This is a genomic window from Candidatus Bathyarchaeota archaeon (genome assembly GCA_029882535.1).
Taxonomy (GTDB): Archaea; Thermoproteota; Bathyarchaeia; order Bathyarchaeales; family SOJC01; genus JAOUKM01.
Map to the genome: position 1 here is coordinate 1 of JAOUKM010000022.1, position 24,996 is coordinate 24,996.

Consider the following 24,996-nt stretch of genomic DNA (forward strand, 5'->3'; position numbering starts at 1 on the left):
ACATGACCCCCAGGCAAACACACAACACCCGGATCAACCTCCTCATCCAACATACGACGCTCAACCAAAAACCTATCTCCATCCAAAATTACCCCAACAACAACCTCAACATCTTCCAAAGGCATCCTCTCAAAATCCTTACCAGAACAGTAAATCGCCAAAGCAAAATTTAAACGTTAACCACACCAACGATCGCCTACAAACCCTCCACTATTCACTCAAAGACTGAACAAAAATTATAAAGTAAACATGACAATTGAATACCAAGATCAAAGAAAGGTGTTCTAGTTGGTTGAACCAGAAAAAGAACAGTTTGAAGACATCCTCGTTCAAGGCGGCGTAGCCATCGCTGCAGGCGTCATACTACTCGTCGCGCTGTTCCTCCCCTGGCTATCCACAGAATACACAGCAATCAACCAGTTAACACACGCCGAAAACCAAGCAGCAGTAGCCATCCCGATGACCCTAATTTTCCTCGCAGTCCTAACAATCTTCGGCGGGACAATACACATCGCAGGCTACAAAGTAGGAATACAACTCGCAACAATCACCTCAGCCATAGCCTTCTTTATATCCGTAATGGTAATAATAGTCACCCTCGTCAGCATAGAAAATTTTGAAGGACAAACACTAAACCTTTTAATAGGACCCTGGATAGGCGCAGCAGGAGCAATCTTCGGCGCCATCAGCTCAAAACTCGAACGGAAATAACAGCTGACAGAAATTAACAAGCTTACCTCAAGCATTGCCAGCTCCTATTTCCATGGTTTCCAGACACCCACTTGCCTCTTAGACATGCAAATTCTAAAATATCTTCAAACTACCCTTACTATAAGGGAAGTTTATGAGTGAAAGCATGAGAGGCGAAACGCGAGAAAAAAAACCCAAACCTCTAACAAAGAAGGAAAGAAAAGCCAAGAAAAAGAAAAAAAAACTTGCAAGACTGGAAAAACAAAAAAGCAGATAGACACGCAAGCTTAGGCTTTCAAGTCCAACGTCGCCTTCGTAATCTCTTCATCCACAGGCTCCATTTTGAACCCCTTCTTCATGCACAAACGAAACATTTTAAGATTCCTAGACAGAACATCACCACAAACACTTTCCAACCCCATGTCTCTACCAATCTCAACTATACAATCCACAAGCTTAGACCCCAATCCAAACCCCTGCCACTGGTCTCCAACAACAACCGCAAACTCTCCACGTTTCTGGCCTGGCTGCAAAATAAGTCGAGCCACACCGATTATATTTCTTTTTTTACACTCTTCTACTTCAGCTACAATGGCTATCTCTCTGTTGTAATCTATGTCGCAATATCTAGTTAAAGTATCATGGGGCATTTCTCTGATTATTTGGAAAAATCGGAAACGCATTGTTTCTTCAGAAAAGGACTGAAATAGCGTGTGAATCAAGGCTTCGTCTTCAGGCTTTATTGGACGAAGAACAACCGGGTCTCCATTTTTCAGTTTCCATTGAGTAATATACTTTTTTGGGTAAGGGGTAATTACCAAGTGTTCGTAGGGCTGAACTTTGGTCGAGATTCTCTCTGTATCTATCACTATGCGAGTGTCTACAGCTACAGCGTCATTTTCGTCGACAATGAGAGGGTTTATATCAATTTCTTTTATTTCAGGAAAGTCTATTACAAGCTGAGAAAACTTCACTAGGATTTCTTCGAGAAGTTTTAGGTTGACACGATGATTGTCTGAGTCAGAAAAACATTTGGATATTGCCGTCTTCTCCATCAACCTTCTCGCAAGCACCTGATTCAACGGCGGAAACCCTATGCTTATATCTTTCAGTAACTCGGTAGCCACTCCTCCCATTCCAAATACAATGACAGAGCCAAAATGCGGGTCTTTCTTAGAGCCAATTAAAAGCTCATATCCTTTATTCTTAATCATTGGTTGAAGTATTACACCTTGGAATTCTGCTTTGGGTTTATGCCTTTTGACTCTTTGAGCCAATTCTTCAAAAAACTCTTCAACCTCTTCTTCCGAGCGCACATCTAGAACCACGGCTTCTGCTCGTGATTTGTGAGTTATCTGCGGTGAGAGAGCTTTCATTACGACAGGATACCCCATTTTTGAAGCAGTGTTTGCAGCTTCTTTAGGAGTTTTAGCAACCACAGATTTTATCGTTGGAATTTTGTATGCTTGAAGAAACTGCTTTGACTCCGGCTCCGTCAAGACTTCGCGTCCTTCATCAAACGCTTTTCGTAACATCACTCTAAGAAATACTGGAATTGACAATTCGATTGAAAGTTCTTCAGGAGTTTCGTACAAAAGCTCTAAATTTTGTGCATAGCTCCACATGTGCATGAACGTAGAGACTGCTTGTTCAGGAGTCGTGAATGCTGGAATGCCGTTTTTACGTAAAATGCTTCTAGCTTTCCAACAGCTATCTTCACCCATCAAGGAGGTGAGAATAGGTTTCGTTGTTTTCTTTGAAAGTTCCACTATTGTCTTTGCAGTCTCAACTGGGTCGGATGCGCCTTGAGGAGTGTAAATAATTAGGAAGCCGTCAGTGTTGGGATCTTTAAAGCAGATTTCCATTACCTTTCTAAATCTATTTGTGGTGGCTTCTTCTAGAATGTCGATGGGATTTAACTTACTGCAGTAAGAGGGTAAAACTTCATTTAAAGCTTGGACAGTTTCGTCGCTTAATTGTGAAAGCTTTCCACCTTCAGCTATCAGAGAATCCGTCGCCATAATTCCTGGTCCGCCAGCGTTGGTGATGATGGTGAGGTTTGAACCTTTCGGGTTTGGCTGCATGGCTAATGTTTCTGCACAGTTAAAGAGGTTGCTTATTGCTTCAACACGGACGATTCCAGCTCGTCTGAAAGCGGCGTCGTAAACGGCATCTTCTCCACACATAGCGCCAGTATGACATATGGCTGCTTCTGCGCTTTCACGGAATCTTCCAGCTTTCACCACCACAATTGGCTTAACCCTTGCAAAGCCTCTCGCTGCGCTCATGAATTTTCTTGCGTTCTTGATAGATTCAACATAAAGTACGATGCTCTTTGTTTGGGGATCGGTCCCAAAATAGTCGATTAAGTCTCCAAAATCTACGTCCAACACAGAACCAACTGAAACCACTGCACTGAATCCCACATGAGCCTCAGAAGCCCAATCCAAAACAGAAGTACACAACGCAGCGCTTTGGGAAATAAACGCTATTTTTCCAGGGTTAGCTGCTTTGTTTGCAAAAGTAGCATTTAGTTTGGTGCTTGGACGCATAACTCCGAGACTGTTGGGGCCTATCATGCGCATGTTATAGTGATTTTTGAGTTCGAGAATTTGTTTTTCGAAGTTTTCTCCTTCTTCTCCGGCTTCTTTGAAGCCCGCTGAAATGATAATGAGTCCTGAAACTCCTGCTCTTCCGCATTCTTCTACAATTTGGGGAACGGTATGTGCGGGAGTTGCTATGATTGCGAGGTCTACTTGTCGCGGGATTCTTTCGATTGTCGGGTAGGCGGTTATGCCTTGTACTACGGGCCTGAAAGGGTTAACGGGGTAGACTTCCCCTTTGTACCCCACTCCAACTAGGTTTCGAAGTAGCTTGGCGCCTACAGAGCCTTCTTTGTCACTTGCTCCGATAACGGCTATTCTTCTGGGATTAAAGAGTTTGTCGAGGTTTTCAACGCCCAACCTTTGAAGCTGCCTCCACTTCACAAAACTTTCTTATCTCTATCTAAAATGGCAGCTTCATCCTAATAAATTCCATTTTTTCGTATAATGCTCCGATGATAATGTTCTATGACTTTTCGGGAGTTAGATTCTCGTGTTGCTTAATCCATTTTTTGATAATCTTCTTCCTTCACCACAGGAGGAAGCATCAATTTATCTTTTATTTTAAGTCTACCGTCCATAGCGTGAGGTGTTCTTAACAACGTGTCAGTATATTTTTCCATCTCCCTAGCCTCCTCGGCTAAGTTGGCGCTTGCTTGAACGATTTCATGTGCGCAAGCAACAAGGGGAATATACTTTTCTTTTTCTTTCTCGATGAAGCACGCTCGAACATTGATTTCAGCAACTTTCTTTAGCAATTCATATGCAGCCATCGCTTTAGCCTTTGCGTAGGGATTTCTGAAATTTGAAGCATCTCGAATGCTGTCAGTGTCGATTATTAGCTTAGGCATAGAGAGAGTTGACTTGGTTTTTAGAGCGGAGATTAGCTTGTCGATCTCTTGGAATACTAACCTAAAAACTCCAGTGCTTGCGAGAACTTTAATCACGTTTGAGTTGAAAATCGCCATTTCTATCGGGTCAAGAAACTCTTTTCGTGCACCAATAAGCGGGTCACCCATAATTATCGCATAGCCCAAACCCTGCTCTTCCATCTCAGTTCTTACACGTTTTCCTGGCCCATCTGTAAAAACAATTGCAGGCACTTTCTTCCTCGATAAAACTTCTCTTGCTTTGGCAGGTCCAGGTGCAGATGTGTTTGGTGAAACGAAAAGCACAATGTTAGGAGTGAATTCGAAAATTTTTTCTATGGCATCCTCAACGGCTTCCACATCCATTTTTGAACCAGTTGTCACCGTTCGCACTGTTATGTCTTTGCGGTCAGCTAATTCGTCAAGGAGTAACTCTAGTATTGGGGCGGTTCCAATGTTGCCACATTTGAAAACTCCTATCTTGACTTTGTCCAAGCAAACCCCAGCTTAATCAAAGTTATTGCATGTGCCTATATAATTTATTTCATTGAAGCGTGCGCAATAATCTCTTTTTTCTTTGGTATCCTTGCTACAATCATAGTAGTTGTCATAGTAACATAGGGAATTTTGCGGAGTACGTTATAGATGAAACTGTTCAGCTCTTGCATATTTTTCGTCCTAGTTTTTACGATGATATCGTATTCGCCATAGACTAGTGTTGCCTCTTTTATCACTGGAAGTTTCTTTATTTTTTCGAAAACGTGCACATTCCTCTCAGGAGAAACTCTAACTAACGTTAAAGCTGAAATCATTTGCTTGCTTCCTAACCTGTTTCTAGTAGAGGTCTGAAAGAGATCAACACGTGAAACGCAAGGGCACGAAGAAGGTCTCTCTGAGTAACTATTCCAACTAATTTCTTGTTTTCCATAATCAAAAGTCTCCGAATCTTTTTCTTTTGCATCATCCGAATTGCTTCAATTATTGGCATCTCGCCTTTCGTAGTGATCAATGATTTACTCATGATCTCTTTCATTTGCACTTTCGAAGCATCAAGTCCTCTTGCCACAACTCTTTCTACTATATCCCTCTCGGTAACGATGCCTACCGGTTTACCTTCAGAATTAACTACGATAGAACCCACACCTTTCTTGCTCATGATTTCAGCTGCTTCACGTACAGAACTATTTTTCTTTATGGTGATAACAGGTTTGGCCATAACACTTCGAACAGTTGAGGGTGGTTTCCTGCCTTCCATTTTTCTTCCTTCTCAGCTTAATTTGGTGGCTCAATAGTTATCAGAGTGGTCGTCCTCTCTACGCCCTGTATTGCCCTGACAGCGTCAAAAATAAAAGCGTCCAAGTCATCCATGGTTTTTACCTGTATTTTCATCAGTAAATCATACTCACCATACACAGTTTCCATATCTTTCACTTGTTTCAATTTTTTAACTGTTTGAAAAACAGATCTATCCATACCTGGCTTAACTCTTAACAAGACATAAGCTTCAATCATGCTGGTTGTCCTCCTTGTCTCTAAAGTGTGGAAATACTTCTGCGGCAATTATGTTAATAGATTTGCGTATGTTAGGTCCGATTGGCGACCCCGCAACTACTTGGGTGGTTCCTACTTTGACCAAGCTGTCAATCTTTTCTACGACTGTTTCGGGAGTGCCGCATACCGAGAAGGCTTCTATCATTTCGTCGGTGATTTGTGAGAAGGCTTCTTTCCATTTTCCTTGGATTATGGCTTGGCGTATTTTTGTTGCGGTTTCCATAGGAATTCCATGTTTTTGAAGAACTGTTTCGGGGCATCCAGCCACGATGTATGCCACAACTGGAACGACTGCTTTTGCTGCCTTGTTTGGTTCTCTTGCAACTGAGAAAGACGTATAAGCTGCTATCTCCAGGTCTTCTAGTCGTTTTCCTGCTTTTGCAACTCCTTCTCTAACGAATCCAATGGCATTTTCCACGACTTTCGGGTGTGAAGCGTTGATTAGTACGCCATCGCCAATTTCTGCAGCCAGCGCCAGCATTTTGGGTCCTTGGGCTCCTACGAATATCGGAATTTTGCTTGTTGGTTTAAAATTTAGTTTGGCGCCCGAAACTGCGAAGATCTTACCTTGCATTTCCAAGTTTTTCCCAGAAGTAATTTCTCGAATTATTCTAACTGACTCCCTTATAGTTGCAAGAGGTTTAGACGGTCGCATACTAACCATTTCCAATGTCGTTTTGTCTCCAACACCTATCCCACAAACCACTCTGCCCGGAGCTATCTCGTTTAGTGTCGATACTGCTTGAGCAGTTACTATTGGATGTGCCATGTAAGGGTTGGTTACGCCTGGACCAAATTTTATCTTGTCAGTATAGGCTGAAACTATCGCCAACGATACGTAGACGTTTCTGTTGTTGAAGTGATCTGTGATCCAGAGAGTGTTGAATCCCGTTTTTTCTGCTTGGATGGCGTAGAAGGTTGTTTTCCAGTAGAGGTCGCGAGGCACAAACTCAATGCCAAAGTTGATCATTTAGGAATGCCTCTTTTGTGACTCCTCTTAGGGAACGCTTGCCCTCGTCCGACTTAACGAATTCGCAATAGGGCTTTATAGTTTTAGCGACTCTCAAGCACTGTAACAAGTTCTTGAAAACCCAGTTCCCTTAAGACATCGATCGTTTTCTCGGGATCTACCGTTATAGAAGCCTCAAGAAGCCGTTGCAATCCGACTTCCGTAGCAAGCTGATCCCTCTGCCAATAATAAAGTATGGTCTTTGCCAAGCCACTGGGCATTCTGTTGGCATTTGGTGAGTTGAGAACAATGTCAATGAGCCTCTCTGAGGTTGTCTCCCACGATGAGGATGGAATTTTCCTAACGATTTTCTCTAAAGCCATATTAAATTCTCCACAATAAATTGCGCATAAGTATATATGCTATTAACGGAAAATAAGGTTTTTGGTGATAGAATTCGTCATTTCGATAAAATTTTCCATAACAACTCAGCCACAAAAGGCTAATTGTATGAAGAATTCGAGCAATCCAACCAACGCTTTTAGACGTTTCTATGCATTAGAATCCTGTATATGTTTATGGAGAATAGATACAAAAAGCGTATAAATAGGTGAGCCAAATAGTTAGTATTTAGATAAGAAGTGGTGAGAATTGTCGCTTTTCGACGCATTAGATATGAAGATTATCAGGGTATTGCAGACCAACGCGCGAAAACCTATAGTGCAGATAGCGAAGGAAGTAAATGCCAATGAGGCTACTGTTAGGAGACGCATCGACAAGCTTTTGAAAAATGGCGTCATTGAGCGGTTCACCGTGGTGCTGGACTATCACAAGTTGGGCAGGGTTATCAAAGCGTTCATAGGATTACGAGTGGAGCCTGCCAAGCTAAAAGCCATTGCTGAGCATCTTGCGAAGCATCCAGATACACAAGTGGTGTACAGAACAAGTGGTGACACTGATATCGTCACTGAAGTTATCTTTGAGAAGATGGAAGATTTAAACGCCTTTCTCGAAGAAGAGCTAAAACTTGAAGGAATTTTAGGCACTATCGTCACAATTGTAATTGGACCCTATAAACGATGTCCATGGACAGGGCTTTAGAACTTTACTTCAACTTCATTCTTTCTTTTTCTTCTTGCCAACAAAAACCATAACATTTGGTATTTTAAATCGATGGAAACTGAATTGTTGTCCAAACATCCCTTCGAAATACCCTTGCAAGTACTGTGCTGGAAGTACGCATGACTCAACATGTATCTTATTTCGAAACCGAGTGAACTTGCCCCATCCCATGATTTCCATCTCTCGTAAAACTATGGACCAGTTCTCAGGACATGAAAAGTCAACATCCTTGAAAAACGGGTTTGTTACTTTACGTTTTAGAGCAGATGTTCGCGCAGCACTCAGGATTTCTTGGTTAGTCAGCAGGTGGAAAAAATCTAGAATCATAGTAGTGTCCAAAAGCATGACCCGTCCACCGCCCATGCGGTAGGTGAAAGGCAACCAGTCATGCATAGCTAGCATTTTGTAAAACTCCAATGCTGTGCTTAAGGCTTCTTCTTTGCTTTTAATAAAACGAGATTTTTCAAGGAAGCCTAAATAGTGAAATATGTCGTCAGAGATTGTCAAAGTCACTTCTTTCAACCCCAACCCCTCTTCTGCAAGATGATTTGTAAAAGAAATAATCTTCTCACGACTTAAGCGTTCTTTTCTTAGCAAGGTTTTTTGCGCGCGCAAAGTCATGAACGCTTTTCTGGGGTTCTTCGTGTTAAAACACAGAGCCATGCCTTGTTTTGCCAGAATTTTGGCTCCATTTCTTTCTCTAGCAGGTCTTTTCCTTTCCAGTCAATGCTTGTAGCAATCAGTTTCACGGATCTGATTTTTTCTTGAACAATCATCTCCCATTTAGCTCCGCAGTTGTCACAAATAATATAGTCATAATTGCGTTCAGGCTTCACATCGATTTTCAGATGTTCAAAGCAGCAAAAAGGGCACCACGGAAAATACTTGGATATTTGAAGCTTTGCATCCCGTTCTGAAATCTTTCCAGGCATTCAAGACCCGTTATCTTGAATAAAACAAATTAGATATTAAATCTGTTGTTTGCTAAATTCCCGCACGTTCTATTATCTTAGGAACAATCCATTCGAAGCCAATTGCCATGGTATGTATACCCGAGGCATTAGTTGTTTTCCTAATCTCGCGCAGCATTTCTCCGAAAATCTCGATGTTCGCCTCATACACCGCCTGTTTTCCACCAGCCTTTTTAGCCTTGCGAATAGTCTCTTGAATTTCGTTTGGAACTTTTATGCCTGGCACAAATTGGACCATCCACTTCATCATAGAAACGGATTTGAACGGGGCAATGCCGATAAGTATGGGTGTATTTAGATAAGAAGCAGCTTCTAAGAAGTTCTTAGCCTGTTCAACGCTGTAGACACATTGAGTTTGAATAAAATCTATTCCCAGCTTTACTTTTCTTTCGATTTTTAAAAGTTCTGGTTCTAACGGGTCTGCATTTGGGGCAGCAGCAACGCCGATGTTGAATTTGGGCGGGTTTTCGATTTCGTTGTTGTTTAGGTCTAAGCCTTCATCTATCATTTTTCTTAGCATGTATACAAAGGTGGCGGAGTCAAGGTCGAAAACTGGTTTAGCTTGAGGAGTGTCGCCGACGGTTGTGTAGTCGCCTGTTAAGGCTAGGATGTTTTTTATCCCCAAAGCACCTGCAGCCAGCACATCTGAAATTAAACCCAAGCGGTTTCGGTCTCGAGTTGTCATTTGAAAAACAGCTTCTGCGCCAGCCTCTCTTTGAATCAAATATGAGGGCACAAGCGCGTTCATATATCCGAATGCAGTAGGGTTATCAGTAATGTTTATAGCCACCACGTGGTTCTTCAAGATTTTTGCTCCTTCAATAATTTCTTCCAAGTTTGTGGTTTTAACCGGCTCAAGCTCACCCGTGAAAACAAATTTTCCAGCATTTATCTGCTTCATTAACTCGCCGTATGCTTCTCTTTTCACGCCGTAGCCTCCTCTTCTTCTGTTTCGCCACCGAGTTCGCGTGGATGCTCTGAAACTCGATAATCCCTAGGGGGTCTAAACTTAGTGAATAGATCCAAACGGTTTCGCTCTTTTAGGCGGTTATATATGAGAATCCATGCGCAGTCATTTTTCCATCCGCCCACTTCACATTTGCCTTTTGATTGCCCTCCGCAAGGACCGTTTAGCAGGCTTTTTGCACATCGGGTTATGGGGCATATACCGCCGGTTTCGAAGAGAATGCAGTCACCGCATGCTCTACACATTTCGTAGAACTTATCTGCGTTGGTATCGTGCATTCCGAGAAATTTTGTGTCGTTTTCTGGGATAATCAGCTTGGTCTTGTAAAGGTCTGCAAGAGTTTGAACTCCCACTCCACAGCCTAGGCAAATAACTGCATCATAATCTTCTATTAAGGGTTTAAGTGCTGTTGAGGTAATTTGTCGGTCGCATTGACGCAGGATAGATATAGCCTTCACGTTGGGCGCCTCTTCTCCTTTCACTTTTCTCTCCATTTCTAACAAAGACTTTAAGATCTCTGCTTGTCTCTCACCGCCTACTTGAATTACAGAAGCGCATCCATCACAACCTACAATCAGAAGGCTTTTAAGGTTCTTTGTCATTTCAAAAATTTCTTTTAGGGGCTTTTGCTGAACTATAATCAACCCAGAGTCGCTCCTTAGAGAAAATCAGTGAAAGTTTAATCAATAATATAAAAATTCCTATGAAACACACCTAGTATTTATTATAGGTAATATTGTGCGCAAGTTTAATATGGCGGTTTCTTTTCCTTTTAGGATTCTCTCTAGGACTAAAACTCGTTAAAAACTGCAGGAGGACTATATTACGGCCACCATTTCTAAAACACTTGACAAAAAATATCCCCCTTGCCGTAAAGCTTGCCCAGTAGGAATAAATGTTCAAGCCTACATTGCACTTATTGCTCAAGGAAAATTTAAAGAAGCCCTAGAAATTATTAGGAAGTCTATTCCTTTTCCGTCTGTTTGCGGTCGAGTTTGCTTTAGTCCTTGTGAAGATGCGTGCACTCGAAAAGACATTGACGAACCACTCAGTATTCGTGCTCTTAAACGTTTGGTTGCCGACTACGAGTTTGCTTCTGAGATGAAAGAAAAGCCAAAACCAGTACCGAAAACTCACAGCGAAAAAACCGCCGTTATAGGCTCTGGACCAGCAGGGCTTACAGCGGCCCACGAGTTGGCTAAAATGGGATACCCAGTAACAGTTTTTGAAAGTGCGTCAAAGTCTGGAGGTAGCCTAAGATACTGCATCCCCGAATATAGGCTGCCTGAGAAAGTGTTGAACGCAGAAATCGAATACATTAGAGAAACTGGAGTGGAAATTCGTACTGACACAACAATTGGTAAGGATACAACTATTGATGAAATCAAAAGAAAAGGATACAGCGCAATTTTCATTGCGACAGGCGCCCACCGCTGTGTCAACCTAAACCTAGAAGGTGAAGAACTAAGCGGTGTCTTTTACGCTCTCGATTTCCTAAAAGACATACATATTGGAAAACATGCCAAACTTGGATGTAAGGTTGCCATTATAGGAGGTGGAAACGTTGCTATCGACGCTGCCCGAACAGCCAGACGCCTTGTTCCAAATGAAGTGACAATAATTTACAGAAGGTCAGAGAAGGAGATGCCTGCTCATCACAAAGAGGTGGAAGAGGCAAAACTGGAAGGAGTCAAGTTTCATTTTCTTGCTGCGCCAAAAAGAGTTCTTGGAAAAAATGGTAAAGTTGTTGGAATAGAATGCATCAAGACGGCTTTGGGACCACCAGATGAAAGCGGTCGTAGGCGGCCTGTACCAGTTGAAGGATCAGAGTTTGTCGTTCCAATTGATTCGGTGCTACTTGCCATTGGTGAAATCCCTGACATTTCTTTCTTACCAAAAGAAGTTGAGTTGGTAAGGAGAAACAGGGTTGCTGTAGATGAAGCTACGCTTGAGACAAAATTATCGGGTGTTTTTGCTGGAGGCGACGTTGTCACTGGACCCGCGTCTGTAATTGAAGCCATTGCTGCTGGGAAGAAAGCAGCAGTATCCATTGATCGGTACATAAATGGCCAAGACCTTAAGGCTGGAAGGGCAAAAGAGGTTCCTGAGATAACGTGGGTTTCAGAGAAAAATATTCCGGAGAAAAAGCCGAGACAAACGATGCGTTACCTTGAACCTGAGGAGCGAGTGAGTTGTTTCAAAGAAGTTGAACTAGGTTTGACGCTAGATGCTGGGCTGTTGGAAGCCCGTAGATGTCTCTTTTGCGGTCCCTGCTCAGAATGTTTGGAAATGGAAGAACTTTGCGAAGCAGACAACGCACTTGTGGACGAGGATAGATGCATCGCATGCGCCAACTGCGAGAAAGTGTGTGAATATGACGCTATAAAGGTGGAAAAATCTGTGGCGAAAGTGCACCCAGTCTTGTGCAAGGGATGTGGAACATGTGCAGTAGAATGTCCAGCAGAAGCAATTACTATGCAGATCTTCTCTGACGAGAAGATTTCAGCTCAAATAAAAGACGCTGCAGCCTTGTGGACAGCCAAAAAGCAGCCTCAAATCTTAGCTTTTGTTTGCAACTGGTCCTACAATGCAAACGGGTTTGAATGGCCACAAAACACCAACGTTGTTCCTGTAAGATGTAGCGGTAGAGTTGACCCCCTACATGTCCTACATGCCTATATGCTCGGCGCTGATGGAGTTCTAATTGTAAGTTGTGACTCCAAAGATTGCCATTACGGTTTTGGCAGCTCTACCGCCGAGAAACGTGTCAAGCAAATGAAAGAATGGCTTCAAGCTGTGGAAATCGAGCCTGACAGGCTACGGATGGAACGATCTTCTGTAGGCAATGAAAAGTATCTCAGCGAAGTTCTCAAAAGCTTTACAGCTAAGCTAGAAAGCATTGGATTGACGCCGCTCAAAGAGGCTGTAGAGCAATAGAAGCAACAAGATATTATTACTTTTCCGAGAAGCTTATGTAGACCTTCGCTTCAAACAATAATACTCCTTAGGGGTTAAGTATGCAGACTCGTAAGTTAGGCTTCGAAGCTTCCTTGGAAAAAAATGTGGTTTTAACTCGTCGGTGTGTAGGCTGCGCCACTTGCGTAGTGGTGTGTCCCTTCAACTGTTTGGAGTATAACGAGGGGCAACCGAGACTCGTGAAAGAATGTGAAACTTGTGGCATTTGCCCTCAGGTTTGCCCAGAATATGATTGGCTGTGGTCTAAGGCAGAAGAATTTGTCTTTGGAAGACAAAGAAAAGAAAATGAGGAATTCGGCATCTATCGTCGCCTTGTTCTGGCTCAAGCAACGGATAAGAAAATACTAGAACATTGTCAGGACGGAGGTGTTGTCACCGCCATTCTTACTTATGCTTTGCAAAACAGTATTGTTGAAGGAGTAGCCCTTTCAGGGCTCGCGGAAAATAAACCTCTTTATCCCCTGCCTAAACTGGCGACAACCCCGAAAGAGGTTTTGGAAAACGCTGGAACCCGATACTCTTACTCGCCAAACATGTTAGCTCTGCAAGAAGGTGTAAAACAAAGAAAGAAGAGTTTGGCTTTTGTGGGCACTCCCTGTCAGATTCATGCAATTCGGAAAATACAGATGTTTCCCCTAAAGAAGTATTCCAACCCGTTGCAATTTACGGTTGGATTAATGTGCACAGAAAGCTTCACGTACGATGGGCTTTTTGAAAAGCACCTCAAGAAAAACATGGATCTCAACTTGAATGATTTTGAAAAGATGAATATTAAAGGAAAAGTCCTTATATCTCTGAAGTCGGGTGAAGTGAAGAGTGTTTCCTTGTCTGAGGCAAAGCAGTATACCAGAGAGAGTTGCCGTCTTTGCAACGACTTCAGCGCCGAACTAGCGGACATTTCCGTTGGTGGCTTAGGACTTAGTGGCTGGACATTTGTAATCCTTAGAACCGAAAAAGGTGAAAAAATTTTTGATGGCGCGGTGGAAGCTGAAGTGTTAAGAACCAAAGCGGTGGATGAAGAGTCTTTTGCGCTAACTCTCTTGGCTAAGCTTTCAAAGAAGAAGCGAAAAAATTCTCCAAGAAACTAACGTTTTTCCGAAGCGCTTTACACTTTTGCGCACATCCCCAAATTGTTTATCTATTAGTTCGGGAATTACCTAATCCGGATGACCTTGAAAGATCAAATTACAAAATTTGGAGCGATTTTACTAGAAGATAAAGGTAAAGTGAAGTTTAGGAATGAAAGGAGGAAGTTTGTCGAATTAGAAGAAACAATTTTGAGTAACTTCCCTAAAGCAAGATCAGATGATGGAACTCTGGTTGAACCATTTCGATCCCTTCTATTTCTAATAACTATCGGACAGAGACCCGTAACTTCGTTGCTTATTCTTGAAATATTGCTGGACGCCGAAAGATCACCTCTTAGCGGAAAACAAATTGGTGAATTGTTAGCAAAGAAGCTTCGAATCTCCTCCAAACTAACTACAAAAGGTGGCAACTACAAAGACAGAATTGGAGATCTCATCTCAACATTCATCACAATCGGAATATTGGAGTCAATTGCCTCAGGGAAAAGGGGTCACACCAAAGAAGAGGGCTTTCGAATAAGGAGATCCATTATACCAGAAGTAAAGGCTTTTCTGGATTTTATTCTGTTAGAAAGAAATGTGCTTTCAGGCTTAAAGCAATTAAGCTTCAAGGAATTGTTTGAGACAAGGTTTGACAAGCGCTTAGGTTACGTCATAAAATCAGGAACTAGAAAAAAACAGCCCTTTAGCATCGGAAAAATCTTCAAATCATTGCTAAATCCCAAGCTAGGAATCACATTTGAAGAAGCAATCGAGGCAATTGAAAGTATTGAACCCCGACTCAAGGAAGGAATGAAAACTATTGAGATCCAATCAATTCTCTATAACCAATTGAAGCGACACAACGAGAAAGCTGCAGAAAGTTATAGACTGTCTTACCCGAAAATCCTGGCAATTGCAATGAGTGATGGCAAAATAAAAACTGCGAATTTCAAACTAGTTAAGACTCTAATTGATCGCGAGGTTAAACTGAAGCTAACACGAAATTTACTTGACAAATTATCTTCTACAGTATATAACGTAATCTCTAGAAACCCAAAGAACTACACACATGAAACTGCAATCAGAGAATACATACACGCTTTGGTTCGCTCAGAGTACACTGACATTGGATCACCGAGAAGCTTCATCAGAGATCACTTGGCAAGAGCCATTTCTGCACTAGAGGGATATCGAAATTCATTGAAGTCAGATGCGGACGATCCAGCCCGTGGTCTTCTTACTCAATTTCTTGAGCAGATATCGCTGGTTACCATTAGCGAGTTTGGGTATCTGCCATTCAAGGATTTTCAACAAAACATTGACCTGATTTCGAATTTGCTGCGACGAGAAGAAATCAAAACAGAACTACAAAGTGAATTCCAACTGGATAAAAAGGATCTTTCACTACTCAAAAGAATTAGATTTCTGGCACAAGATAAGGATACAGCAAGCAAAAGATCCTTAGAGAAAATGGTTGAAGAATGTGAAAAGCTGATCATTCTCTGCGAAAACGTTTTGAAAGTTTCCAATTTACGAGATAAGCCCAGCCCCCCGGCTATTGATATTTTTGAGACAATTCCCCGAAAACACATCAAAACAGGGTCTGAAGATCTTGATAACTTGCTGCTTGGCGGAATACCGGAAAAATATGCAGTTATACTAACCTCACCCTCATGCGATGAAAAAGACCGTTTAATAGAGAGGTATCTAAAGAAGGGAATCGAAGAAAATCAAATCACTCTGTACGTTACGATCGACGCGAAAACAACAGCGGATCTTGCGGAAGACTACCCCTCAAATTTCTACCTTTTCATAAGTAACCCTGAAGCAGACGCAATCGTCAGAGACTTGCCTAACGTGTTCAAATTAAAAGGTGTTGAAAATCTCACAGAGATAGACATTGCCTTAACCTCAGTTCTTCGAAAACTGAGCAGTATGTCGAAAAGAACAATGAGAGCGTGCATAGAAATTGTGTCCGACGTTCTGCTACAACACCATGCCATTTCCACCCGAAGATGGTTGACAGCCCTCATTCCCAAGTTTAAATCAAAAGGATTCACCACATTGGCAGTAATGAACCCACATATGCATTCACCACAAGAAGTTCAGGCAATTCTAGATCTGTTTCAAGGAGAGATTCACATCTACAAAAGGAAAACGAAAAAAGGTTTAAGACGATTCCTCAGAATTGAGAAGATGTACAATCAAGAATATGTTCAGACTGAGCTACCACTTAAGAAGGAATAGACGTGAAAAAGCGACTAGAGAATATACGCACGCACAGTTCTAGCGGACTCACTATCAATCACGCAGAGGCACACTTTTTTTCTGATAACTTTTTTCAAAATTTCAACAAGTATAAGAAACAATAAAATACTATCAAATAGAAACGCACGTGTCTTTACTATTTTGGTTGGTTTTGTGATCTGAGTATTTTTCTTCTGTCATCATTTTTTGGCTTCAACAAGTCTTCCACAATTTTAAACTGTCTTTCGTAGAGGTGGCAGTTTTTAGAGTGAAAAACCAGTTTGCCAGTTTTCAGCTTAAGGGTTCCCCGTCTGTTGATTTCGGAGACGAAGGCTTCGTTGAGCAATTGAATTCCGGCGATGTTTGCGGGTAATCCTGCATAAGCGTCCCAGGATCTGAAGTAGCATGTCAAGTGAAGCTTACCTTCAAGGACTTCTGTATCGATTAGGCTTAGGCACGGTGGCTCATGCTTTCTGTCATTGATGTGTTTCATTATGTCTTCAGGCAATCGTACTGCTAGCGTTATTTGTCTGTCCGCAGGCTCTTCAAGGTAGCGCTTGATTGCTTCTTCTATTTGGTCTATGGGTTTTCTCAGTCTACTGCCATAAGTGTATGTTTCATCTTCAATTATGCCTGACCACAAATATTTTAGTGCGTACCATTGCACATATTTCATGTCGCAGGGTGCCTTGTCATTAACGAGTGGTCTAGTTTCTGGCTTGGCGATTTCTATGGAAATATTGAGTTTCTTAGTTTTGGCGTATTCGGAGCCGTAGCATACTTCGAAGATGTCGCCTTTATTCCATATGGCGTTTAAGGTTTTATACCACGCGTCTGGACAATCAAAAGCACTGATCTTAATATATTCCATTGCTGTGCCCCTTCTAGTTGGCTCTAATTAGTGAGCAAATCAGTCTATAAAATTTTTGAAATCGAGAACTACTCGCACGCATCCTTTTGAGCCCGTTTTATAGCGTCTTTCACTACTTCTCTAATAGCGAAACCAGCCACATGAAGAATGGGTTGTCCAATCTCTGGGTCAACATCCATGCTTGCTGTACAGGGAAAGGCGTGATGTGCCACTGCCACAGTATCTTCGATGTCTGAGATTTTTGTCCATTTAATTTGCTGAGCCACATACCAAGTTGAACCGCATGGTGCGCTTCTCAAAACCTGGGCGTCAGTAATCCTGCCTCGTTCAACTTTCACTTCAACAAGAGGCTTTCCTATCTGATATCGCCAAACAAAACTGTCTATGGCTGGCTTTCCGGTTTCTTGTAGCATGCAGAAAGGTTTTGGAAACGCGTATTCAACATCTTTTTCGTTTAGTGATTCTTCGAGTTGTCTTTGCAAGCCGCGGTGGCACCAGTTTCGATTTTCTAAAGGAACGATGATGGCTTTCGCTTTTGCTTTCTTTGCAAGAGTTGGTATTGATGCTAGTATGTCTGGATGCAGTCCAATAGCTAGTATGACGTCGCAGTTGGGTACGTCGTGGGGCAAATATTTTTCTGGCTCGTCAACAAAAGCAGGTAGATTTGTAGGGGTCTTGTAGACTGCTTGGATGTCTGCTGCGAAGGAGCTGTAGAGTTGTCTGCAGTAGGCGCATGTGAAGCCGCATGATTTGCAGTAGTTTGACGTGTTAATCAGGTTTCCCATAACTCGCTCAGCAAACTCGTCGTTGTAAATTACACAGAGCTGCATAGCCTCTGCCATCTTTCCCGTATTGTCTATACAACTAGAGCTTTAATCCAAAATAAATAGATGTCATTCATCATCTTATTATACAACAAAAAACAACCGACGAGTAGAAAAAGGCAAGAAGGAGCTGAGCTGAGTGCCAAAAAAGAAGGAAAATTCTAAAGGAGACATATTTCAGCTTCTTCTTGAAACCTCAGAAAAACGAGAAAAGAGAAAAAGAGAGGAACTTCTCGAATTATTAAATGTGAAGGAGTTCTTTGAAGAGGGATGCATAAGCATCAACGAAAGAACGTGCCAAGGACTTGAATGCGAGCTCTGCATCAAAGCTTGCCCAACAAAGGCTTTGTATTGGCAGGACGGAAAAGTCGGTATAATCAAAGACTTGTGCGTGTATTGTGGCGCCTGTGTTCTCTGCTGCATTGTTGATGACTGCATTAAAATAACTAGAAAACGATCTGATGGAAAAGTGGAAAGCTTCAGTAGACCTTGGGAAGTTGTCTTGTTGTTTAATAACATTAACTCGCAGAGGAGACACAGCAGAGTGAAGTCTCTTTTTCCAGATACAGAAGCCTATCTAAAGCGTTTTCATAAGGTAACATAGAAAAAGAAGGAAAATGCGCGTATGCCACTGGTGGCGTCACAAAGCCGCGCCCAAAATTTTCCTAATGCATGTAGGAATTCCCTCGCGCTCAGCAAACTCTTTTATAAGAGGATGCTGTTTAGTGTAAATGTCACATTAACTCATGTTTGAATTGAAGAAGCTTTTTGAAGGCTTTTTAGAAACTGCACGTGAAATTTTTGTGATAGGAGGAATGAAACATATGCAAGTGCAATTCTTTAAGGATTTGCCGTTGAGCCCAGAAGTAATGAAGGGCATTGAAGCGCTTGGATTCGATGACCTTTTTCCAATTCAGGCCCAAGCGATAACCCCGTTGTTAAAAGGCAAAGATGTTATAGGGCAGGCTCGGACTGGAACGGGAAAGACTGCTGCTTTTGGAATTCCGATGGTTGAGTGCCTGAACCCGAGGCTTAACAGCGTTCAAGGCTTGATCTTAGAGCCAACGCGTGAACTCGCAATACAGGTTGCAGAGCACATAAGCCGATTGGGCAAATATGCAGCATTTAAAGTCTTACCCATCTACGGCGGAGCATCCATTCAAAAGCAAATATCAGAATTGGAAAAAGGTGTCCACATTGTTGTGGGTACACCAGGTCGCTTAATCGACCACCTGAAACGAGGAACATTAAATCTGGCATCAGTAAACATTGTTGTTCTCGACGAAGCTGATAGAATGCTTGATATGGGATTCATAGATGATATAGAATACATACTCTCAAAGACTCCAGCAAACAGGCAAACAAACCTTTTCTCGGCAACAATAGACCAATCAGTAATGAATGTATGCGACAGATACATGAAAAAACCTGAAAAGATACTAGTAAGTAAAGATGAAATAGCCCTTACACAGATAGACCAATACTACATGGTTGTAAACCCTGCGAACAAATTTGGAATCTTACGCAACATTTTAGACGAAAACCACATAGAACGCGCTATAATATTCTGCCGAACGCGCAAATACACAAGCATGTTAGCAGACAGATTAAGAGCACAAGGATATGACGCAAGACCGTTGCATGCTGGCTTCACTCAATCGCATAGAGACTTCGTTGTCAACTCGTTTAGAAAAGGAAAACTAAAATTGCTCGTGGCTACTGATGTTGCTGCAAGAGGCTTAGACATTCAGGGAATAACACATATAATAAACTATGACATCCCATTGGACGCATTAGTCTATTTTCACAGAATCGGACGAACAGCAAGGATGGGACGCGAAGGAACAGCAATAACAATTGTCGGTTATGGAGAACTTACACAGTTAAACAGCATAAAAGCCCTAACCAAAACTGCGATAAAAGAATTAGAAACACCAGCCCAATTGTGGTGAATTCAGGGATGGGAAAAAGAAAAATCATCAGCGAAGAGGATTTTGGAAATATTGTACTCCCAGTTGCAAACGATGTACTAGGCATAGCCATTCAAATGCTAAGTAACGATCGAATTAGAGCGAAGTGCCAAGACGGTCACATAAGGCTTTGCAGAATCCGAGGCAAGATGAAGAGACGATTCTGGATTAGACAAAGTGACATCGTCTTGGTTTCCCCTTGGGGCTTTCAGTCAGACAAACCAGGCGACATCTACTGGGCAGAAGAAACCAAGCTGAATTGCTAAAGAGCAAAGATTACCTTACTATTCAAAGGTGAGCTTGGAGTGAGAAATAGAATATGGAGTGTAAGGGGGCGTCCCAGGGGTTGCCATTACACTCGATCTGACGCTAGAACTCTCGAATACCTTGTAAAACTCTCCACGAAACACCAAATCGACGCAACCGAGTTTTTCAACGCATTTGTACACGCACGGGAAAACGGAGAAGCCATGTGTCGAGGATTAACTATTCAATCCCGCACAAGGAAAAACGACCGATGCATCTTTCTTGTAACTAAAGACCACATTGTGGTAGCACAGTTTCCGATACAGGAAGAAATCCTCAGAGAGCCTAATCCATTAGACCGATTTGATTTTTTGCGTGAGAGCGTTAACTACATCGCGGCAATGAAAAATAGAAAAGCGCCCAAAACTGGACGCGTCCACATTAAGGATTTAGAAGTTGGAATGAAAGGAGTTAGCCTAAAAGCGCGAGTCACCGAAATTTCAAAGCCAAAACTGATTCTAACTAGACTCAACGAGTATGCCCTTTTGGCTACTGCAACTCTTTTTGACAAAAACAGCATGATTAAAGTGCCTTTATGGAACGAACGAATCCACAGTATTTCCGTCAATGACGAAGTTCGAATCGATAACGCAAGGGTCACCGTGTTTCGAGGTGAAAAGCAGCTAAGAATCGGAAGAAATGGCAAGTTGAAAGTAGTCGAAAACAACTCGTCACATATAGCTAAAAGCACCGTTGAATGTATAGCTAAATAGGATATGCCGAGACAAGGAAATGAAAAACTAGAATTGCCTCAAAAAATGGGATCGCACGCGCATAATAGGTGAAACTACGTATTTTGTGTTAACTTCGTTCCATTTTCAAGGTTTGTTTTTCCATTATTATTCATAGAAAAAGACAGAGTTGCTTCCAACCTAGTGTTTATTCCATTTTTCTTGTAGGAACTTCGGAATGTCTGAGGAATCTCTAGGACCCACCATTACTTCCCAGCCGCTAGCCTCTTCTATCTCTCCGCTAAGTCGAGCCGCTTTCCCGGGAATAATCAGTTTTCGATGCTTTACCTTCTCTTCCATCTTAGCCTCCTTAATAGCCTCAGCCACTTTATCCGCCGTTAGCTTTCGCCCCGCAACCGCACAATCTACAGCAATTCCCTCTGAGTCGACCACTAAAAGATAGGAGTCGACACCAGCCGATTCAATGTCAGAAGCCACAGTGTAAAACGTAAGGGCAAAGTTCGTTGTAAACATCACCGGCGAGCCTTCACTAGGAGTTCCAAGCATCCGCAGTCCAGGCTCAACCGCCACTGGCTTACGCGGGTCGGTGTAAATGTTTTCTCTAAGAACCACATTAGGCAGAAGCACCCACCCCTTAGTGCTGTGTAAAATCAAAATGTCAGCATAACGATTGATAAGTGTCGCTGCTAAATAAGCCTCGTTCCATTCCGCAATCTCCACCGGAGCATCTGCATTCTCCATCCACGCCGTTATGGGAGTACCAATCAGTGGAAAGCCAAAAAGCTCATCACCTTTCTTAGTTGCTGCACGCCGAATCATGGTAAAATTGTTAATCATGTCTCCAAGTCCCTCACCAAGCAACGTTCCAGGATCCAACACCAAATCCTTCACGCCGTATTCTGTTAAAGTCTTAGACAGTGATCGGAGAAGCTTAAGGTCATTTGGAGCAAAGGCTACAAGAGGACAATTATACATGAGGGCAAGCTCAGCCACGTCTTTCCAGTTTTCTTTCGTAGCAGCGTAAAGAAGAGGTCTAGCTTTAGGTACAGCCTTCAAACCTGCCTTCAAAACTTTTGAATCAAAGGAGCATAAAATGAGGAGCAACGTAGTGTTTTCTACAACCTTCTTCACTGTAGCCTTGAATTTTTCCGGGTCGTTAGAGGTGGAACGCACAGCGATCATGTTGAGTTTTAATGTTGTCCCTATGTATTCATAACTGAACTGCTGCGTTTTCCTAACTCTCTCCAACAATTCTTCATCAGACATCTCATCGGTAACATCGATGGCTATGGCTGTGGGATTAGTGTAGGTGAACTCGTGGCGATACATGACGTATTTGCCGCCCACTTTTATCGCGTGTTCCTTTGGGCCGATGGTAACTTCTCTTATTAGCGGCTTAAGCATCTCCCAGAGTTGTTTGTAGACTTTTTCGTTTTCTTTCTTCAACAATGGTGGACACTGCTCTAAGGTCATTTCGCGGTTTACCAGCTTTGTGGCGAAGGCCATGCAGTTTTGTTCACCGCATTCTTTGCAGTTTGTTTTTGGGAGTAGCATGTAGACGTCGATAGGGCTGATTTCCTTTATGCTGGTTCTTTTCACTTCCTTCTCAGACATTTCTCTATGTCCCCCTAAATTTTGGCAGTTACCCAGTTTGCAATTTTCTTCGGGTCACCCGACTTACCAGTGGTAAGTTGTTTTATTACATCTTTTAGGGTTTTCACAGCAGCGGGGTGCATCATCATGAACAAGTCAACGCCAGCCAACAAAAGAGTAAGCGCGGTTACAGTTTCCCAAATTGGCCCTCTAAACTCTCGTGGTCCCCATTCAGGATCCATCTTTTTCCATGCTTCTCTGGCAGCCCAAGCGTTCGTCGTGCCTGAAGACATGGGATGTTGCAGTTCAGGGTCGCCCATCAAAGCAGCTAGTCTGGCTCGTTCCATTATTGTGAAAGCATAGTCTAAGCCGTATCCTAAAGCAGCTGTAGTAGTATCCATTATAATTTGTTCTTTAGGTAGGAAATCGTAAAGACGGCGGTTCAGTTGCCTTGCTTGATTCAAATCCATAGGAGTAAACGAAAGAACCACGTGTCCATACTTTTTTGCAGCTGCGCATGTGCATTCAATATCCATGTCTTGCGTAACTGAACTGAGCATGAACCGCTCACCAGCCCCGACTTCAGCTACTTTCTCAAAGACTTCAAGGTCTTTTTTTGGGTCGCCACAGCCTCCGATAATCAGCGGTACGTCTACGGCTTGCAGTACGTTCTCAACAGTTTTTGCAGCTTCACTTGGCGAGGTATCTTTAACCAAGGGGTCGATGCTGATGAGGTGCAACGTTATCATGTCTGCACCATATTTGTCAACAGCCAACTTCGCCCATGCAACCGGGTCTCCCAAAACCTCTTTAAAATGCGTTTTTACAGGTTTTGCCAACGGAATTGTTGTGTCGAAAACGTCCAAGGAAATTATTGGCGGATTGGGAGGAGGATTTTCGAAGAGGTAGAATGCGGGGGATTTTTCTCCGCCGATTGTTATGGATTTTCCACGGCTTCCACCCTCACTTTTAGTGGCGCCAAGCGTCACTTCAACAATTTGCCCCAGATACTCCTCTACTGGAGGGGCAAAGTCTGCTTGGAGAATAGCGGTTGGTTTTGCCTTTAACGGTGGAGCAACTTTTAGAGCTTTAGATAGACCTGCCGTGGCAGCAACGCCAGATTGAAGCCACAGCTCCAAGTCTCCGACTTCTATCTCTACGTCTTCAAGTTCTATCTCCTTAAACCGAGTTAAGAGGTCGAGAAGATTAGCTAAGTCTTCTTTATTTTCTTTTCTCACCAAGCTTTTCACCTTTCATAGATCGTATGATGACTTTCTTCGCGTAGATTTTGGCGTCCTTCAGAATTATTTTGTATCCCCCTGTAATGATTGGCAAGGTGGGAACCGTAGCCGCTGGTATTCCTGCTGCAATTTCTCCTTCCACTTCAGTTGGTACAGCTTCTTCTACAGCCACTGGCTCTTCTTTCCATGTTTCAACAATCGAATGACCACGATCTTTCAAGAATGTTTTGAGTTCATCAATTGTTTTCACGTCGTTTTCGGTTGCAATCTTATCTACAACTTCTTTAGGTATGAATTCCGCGACTCGTTCTTTCACTGAAGCTGGCATCCATACCACTCGGTTCCATCCGCCATCGGTTTTGAGGAATTTTGGCGACCGCATGTATTCGATGGAGATGCCGTGAAAGCCATCAACTTGTCTGCCACCTGCCGTGGAGTCCGCTATGGTTGAGAAAGGAAGCCCGTTTATCGTAACGTCTTTGAAACCTCGATGAACTAGTCCAAAGCCGTCGGCCTCTGGAATGTAGAAAGCAGCACCTTCAAAACAGCCGCAGGACGTGTGGGGATAGCCGAAAGCTGTGTAGAGCCAAACTCTTGTAACTTCACCTAACGATTTTTGTTTAACAACTTCGTTAATTCCCGAGAACTCTCCTTTCTCCGCATCGATTACTTCACCTTTGTCTATTTCAAAAACTGGTCCTTTTGGGTCTATTCTTGCAGATGCTCTTCCGTCAAACCAACTGATGGAACCACAGTTTGAGTATCGTTGTGGTGTGATTACACATACGTGAGTAGGGGCAAAGGATTGACATAAGGTGCAGCCGTAGAACTTGTCGACTTCTTGGTCCTTTAATCCTCGAGCTCTGGCGTCTCTGGCTTCGTATATGTCTAGAGCTTCTTTCCAATGTTCTTCGACTTTTGTAGGGTCGGTGATGAATTTTACTTGTATTTTTTCGATGATTGGCAACTCGCTTTTGAAGAGCCGTTGCAGAACTTTGCCGACGTACTCGAACGAATTTAGACCTTTATTGAAGGATTTCTTGTCTAGCCTGAGCCAGATGTCGTATCGCTGGTTTAAGTGCATGAAGCCCTCGATGAAGTTAGAGTATTCGTGGATGCGCCGTTCGATTACACCTTCAAGCTCTGGCTCAAGCTTTTCGCCTGAAACTTCGATGATTAGGCCTAGAGAATAGCTGCCTCCTTCACTCATATCTTTAATGTCGGGTCCAATTATAGAGACTTTCCCGTCTTCTATTTCTTCTGGTTTCTTAACTCGCGCCAGTTCGAATTTGTGTTCTTGCTTTGGTCCGCCTAGCTCTACGTGCATATTTTTTCGTCGAATTCGATCTCCTTCGTAGATGACGCCTACTTCAACTGGGATGTCTTCAAACATTGACATTTCTTATTCTCCTCCAAACTTGCTCACTATTATTTCAAAACTTTCATTCCAATCCTTAGCCTCTATATCTCCCCCTTTTTTATAT

Annotated in this window: 26 protein-coding genes; 10 read left to right on the forward strand and 16 right to left on the reverse strand. The window is 42.6% G+C overall.

What is annotated here, in order from left to right:
- The first annotated feature begins 288 nt into the window (after positions 1 to 288).
- Positions 289 to 711 carry a hypothetical protein gene (locus tag OEX01_06360; protein ID MDH5448605.1) on the forward strand — a complete coding sequence of 141 codons (423 nt, stop codon included), beginning with the start codon at positions 289 to 291 and terminating at the stop codon, positions 709 to 711.
- Positions 712 to 844: 133 nt separating this feature from the next.
- Positions 845 to 967 carry a hypothetical protein gene (locus OEX01_06365; GenBank protein ID MDH5448606.1) on the forward strand — a complete coding sequence of 41 codons (123 nt, stop codon included), beginning with the start codon at positions 845 to 847 and terminating at the stop codon, positions 965 to 967.
- 10 nt (positions 968 to 977) lie between these two features.
- Here the strand turns inward: OEX01_06365 and OEX01_06370 are convergent, their stop codons facing one another.
- From OEX01_06370 to OEX01_06400, 7 genes are all read right to left on the reverse strand, one after another.
- The gene (locus tag OEX01_06370) at positions 978 to 3,653 is read right to left on the reverse strand and encodes a bifunctional acetate--CoA ligase family protein/GNAT family N-acetyltransferase (GenBank protein MDH5448607.1); all 2,676 of its coding nucleotides are present in this window, start codon (positions 3,651 to 3,653) and stop codon (positions 978 to 980) included.
- 140 nt (positions 3,654 to 3,793) lie between these two features.
- Positions 3,794 to 4,657: a F420-dependent methylenetetrahydromethanopterin dehydrogenase gene (locus tag OEX01_06375; GenBank protein MDH5448608.1), complete on the reverse strand. Its 864-nt coding sequence runs from the start codon at positions 4,655 to 4,657 to the stop codon at positions 3,794 to 3,796.
- Positions 4,658 to 4,701: 44 nt separating this feature from the next.
- Positions 4,702 to 4,974: an Lrp/AsnC ligand binding domain-containing protein gene (locus OEX01_06380; GenBank protein MDH5448609.1), complete on the reverse strand. Its 273-nt coding sequence runs from the start codon at positions 4,972 to 4,974 to the stop codon at positions 4,702 to 4,704.
- 11 nt (positions 4,975 to 4,985) lie between these two features.
- Positions 4,986 to 5,417, reverse strand: a complete 432-nt coding sequence (locus tag OEX01_06385; GenBank protein ID MDH5448610.1) for a CBS domain-containing protein — start codon at positions 5,415 to 5,417, stop codon at positions 4,986 to 4,988.
- Positions 5,418 to 5,434: 17 nt separating this feature from the next.
- Complete coding sequence (locus OEX01_06390; GenBank protein ID MDH5448611.1) at positions 5,435 to 5,674, reverse strand: Lrp/AsnC ligand binding domain-containing protein; 240 nt, start codon at positions 5,672 to 5,674, stop codon at positions 5,435 to 5,437.
- The gene (locus tag OEX01_06395) at positions 5,667 to 6,683 is read right to left on the reverse strand and encodes a 5,10-methylenetetrahydromethanopterin reductase (protein ID MDH5448612.1); all 1,017 of its coding nucleotides are present in this window, start codon (positions 6,681 to 6,683) and stop codon (positions 5,667 to 5,669) included. The genes OEX01_06390 and OEX01_06395 overlap by 8 nt, the downstream gene beginning before the upstream one ends.
- Before the next feature lie 83 nt (positions 6,684 to 6,766).
- Positions 6,767 to 7,045 (reverse strand): hypothetical protein, encoded by a 279-nt coding sequence (locus tag OEX01_06400; protein MDH5448613.1) that lies wholly within the window; start codon positions 7,043 to 7,045, stop codon positions 6,767 to 6,769.
- A gap of 268 nt (positions 7,046 to 7,313) precedes the next feature.
- Between OEX01_06400 and OEX01_06405 the strand changes: the two genes are divergently transcribed.
- Positions 7,314 to 7,763: an Lrp/AsnC family transcriptional regulator gene (locus tag OEX01_06405; GenBank protein MDH5448614.1), complete on the forward strand. Its 450-nt coding sequence runs from the start codon at positions 7,314 to 7,316 to the stop codon at positions 7,761 to 7,763.
- A 15-nt stretch (positions 7,764 to 7,778) separates the two neighbouring features.
- On the opposite strand, the gene OEX01_06410 is transcribed toward OEX01_06405, so the two are convergent.
- From OEX01_06410 to OEX01_06425, 4 genes are all read right to left on the reverse strand, one after another.
- On the reverse strand, positions 7,779 to 8,306 hold the full coding sequence (locus OEX01_06410; GenBank protein MDH5448615.1) for a hypothetical protein: 528 nt from the start codon (positions 8,304 to 8,306) through the stop codon (positions 7,779 to 7,781).
- A 95-nt stretch (positions 8,307 to 8,401) separates the two neighbouring features.
- Positions 8,402 to 8,716: a hypothetical protein gene (locus OEX01_06415; GenBank protein MDH5448616.1), complete on the reverse strand. Its 315-nt coding sequence runs from the start codon at positions 8,714 to 8,716 to the stop codon at positions 8,402 to 8,404.
- Positions 8,717 to 8,768: 52 nt separating this feature from the next.
- Positions 8,769 to 9,683, reverse strand: coding sequence for a methylenetetrahydrofolate reductase (locus OEX01_06420; protein ID MDH5448617.1), 915 nt, complete (start codon positions 9,681 to 9,683; stop codon positions 8,769 to 8,771).
- Positions 9,680 to 10,324 carry a methylenetetrahydrofolate reductase C-terminal domain-containing protein gene (locus tag OEX01_06425; protein ID MDH5448618.1) on the reverse strand — a complete coding sequence of 215 codons (645 nt, stop codon included), beginning with the start codon at positions 10,322 to 10,324 and terminating at the stop codon, positions 9,680 to 9,682. The genes OEX01_06420 and OEX01_06425 overlap by 4 nt, the downstream gene beginning before the upstream one ends.
- Positions 10,325 to 10,556: 232 nt before the next feature.
- Here OEX01_06425 and OEX01_06430 point away from each other — a divergent pair, with 232 nt between their 5' ends.
- From OEX01_06430 to OEX01_06440, 3 genes are all read left to right on the forward strand, one after another.
- A complete protein-coding gene (locus tag OEX01_06430; GenBank protein ID MDH5448619.1) occupies positions 10,557 to 12,659 on the forward strand; it encodes an FAD-dependent oxidoreductase in 2,103 nt (700 codons plus the stop codon).
- Positions 12,660 to 12,739: 80 nt separating this feature from the next.
- Positions 12,740 to 13,786 (forward strand): Coenzyme F420 hydrogenase/dehydrogenase, beta subunit C-terminal domain, encoded by a 1,047-nt coding sequence (locus tag OEX01_06435; protein MDH5448620.1) that lies wholly within the window; start codon positions 12,740 to 12,742, stop codon positions 13,784 to 13,786.
- Positions 13,787 to 13,870: 84 nt separating this feature from the next.
- Entirely contained in the window at positions 13,871 to 16,015 is a 2,145-nt protein-coding gene (locus OEX01_06440; protein ID MDH5448621.1) for a hypothetical protein, read from the forward strand.
- Positions 16,016 to 16,172: 157 nt separating this feature from the next.
- Here OEX01_06440 and OEX01_06445 read toward each other — a convergent pair whose 3' ends face one another.
- The gene (locus OEX01_06445) at positions 16,173 to 16,886 is read right to left on the reverse strand and encodes a thymidylate synthase (GenBank protein ID MDH5448622.1); all 714 of its coding nucleotides are present in this window, start codon (positions 16,884 to 16,886) and stop codon (positions 16,173 to 16,175) included.
- Positions 16,887 to 16,954: 68 nt separating this feature from the next.
- Positions 16,955 to 17,716, reverse strand: coding sequence for a DUF166 domain-containing protein (locus OEX01_06450; GenBank protein ID MDH5448623.1), 762 nt, complete (start codon positions 17,714 to 17,716; stop codon positions 16,955 to 16,957).
- 133 nt (positions 17,717 to 17,849) lie between these two features.
- Here OEX01_06450 and OEX01_06455 point away from each other — a divergent pair, with 133 nt between their 5' ends.
- The 4 genes from OEX01_06455 to OEX01_06470 all read left to right on the forward strand — a co-directional run bounded on the left by OEX01_06455 (position 17,850) and on the right by OEX01_06470 (position 20,699).
- On the forward strand, positions 17,850 to 18,314 hold the full coding sequence (locus OEX01_06455) for a hypothetical protein (protein ID MDH5448624.1): 465 nt from the start codon (positions 17,850 to 17,852) through the stop codon (positions 18,312 to 18,314).
- A 142-nt stretch (positions 18,315 to 18,456) separates the two neighbouring features.
- Positions 18,457 to 19,662, forward strand: a complete 1,206-nt coding sequence (locus OEX01_06460) for a DEAD/DEAH box helicase (GenBank protein MDH5448625.1) — start codon at positions 18,457 to 18,459, stop codon at positions 19,660 to 19,662.
- 8 nt (positions 19,663 to 19,670) lie between these two features.
- Entirely contained in the window at positions 19,671 to 19,946 is a 276-nt protein-coding gene (locus tag OEX01_06465; protein MDH5448626.1) for a translation initiation factor 1A, read from the forward strand.
- A 39-nt stretch (positions 19,947 to 19,985) separates the two neighbouring features.
- Positions 19,986 to 20,699, forward strand: a complete 714-nt coding sequence (locus tag OEX01_06470; GenBank protein ID MDH5448627.1) for a hypothetical protein — start codon at positions 19,986 to 19,988, stop codon at positions 20,697 to 20,699.
- A gap of 159 nt (positions 20,700 to 20,858) precedes the next feature.
- Here the strand turns inward: OEX01_06470 and acsC are convergent, their stop codons facing one another.
- The 3 genes from acsC to cdhC are packed head-to-tail and all read right to left on the reverse strand — an operon-like array spanning position 20,859 to position 24,905.
- The gene (gene acsC / locus OEX01_06475; GenBank protein MDH5448628.1) at positions 20,859 to 22,292 is read right to left on the reverse strand and encodes an acetyl-CoA decarbonylase/synthase complex subunit gamma; all 1,434 of its coding nucleotides are present in this window, start codon (positions 22,290 to 22,292) and stop codon (positions 20,859 to 20,861) included.
- 14 nt (positions 22,293 to 22,306) lie between these two features.
- On the reverse strand, positions 22,307 to 23,509 hold the full coding sequence (gene cdhD / locus OEX01_06480) for a CO dehydrogenase/acetyl-CoA synthase subunit delta (GenBank protein MDH5448629.1): 1,203 nt from the start codon (positions 23,507 to 23,509) through the stop codon (positions 22,307 to 22,309).
- Positions 23,493 to 24,905 carry a CO dehydrogenase/CO-methylating acetyl-CoA synthase complex subunit beta gene (cdhC, locus tag OEX01_06485; GenBank protein ID MDH5448630.1) on the reverse strand — a complete coding sequence of 471 codons (1,413 nt, stop codon included), beginning with the start codon at positions 24,903 to 24,905 and terminating at the stop codon, positions 23,493 to 23,495. Before cdhC ends, cdhD begins: the two co-directional genes overlap by 17 nt.
- Between the last annotated feature and the right edge of the window lie 91 nt (positions 24,906 to 24,996).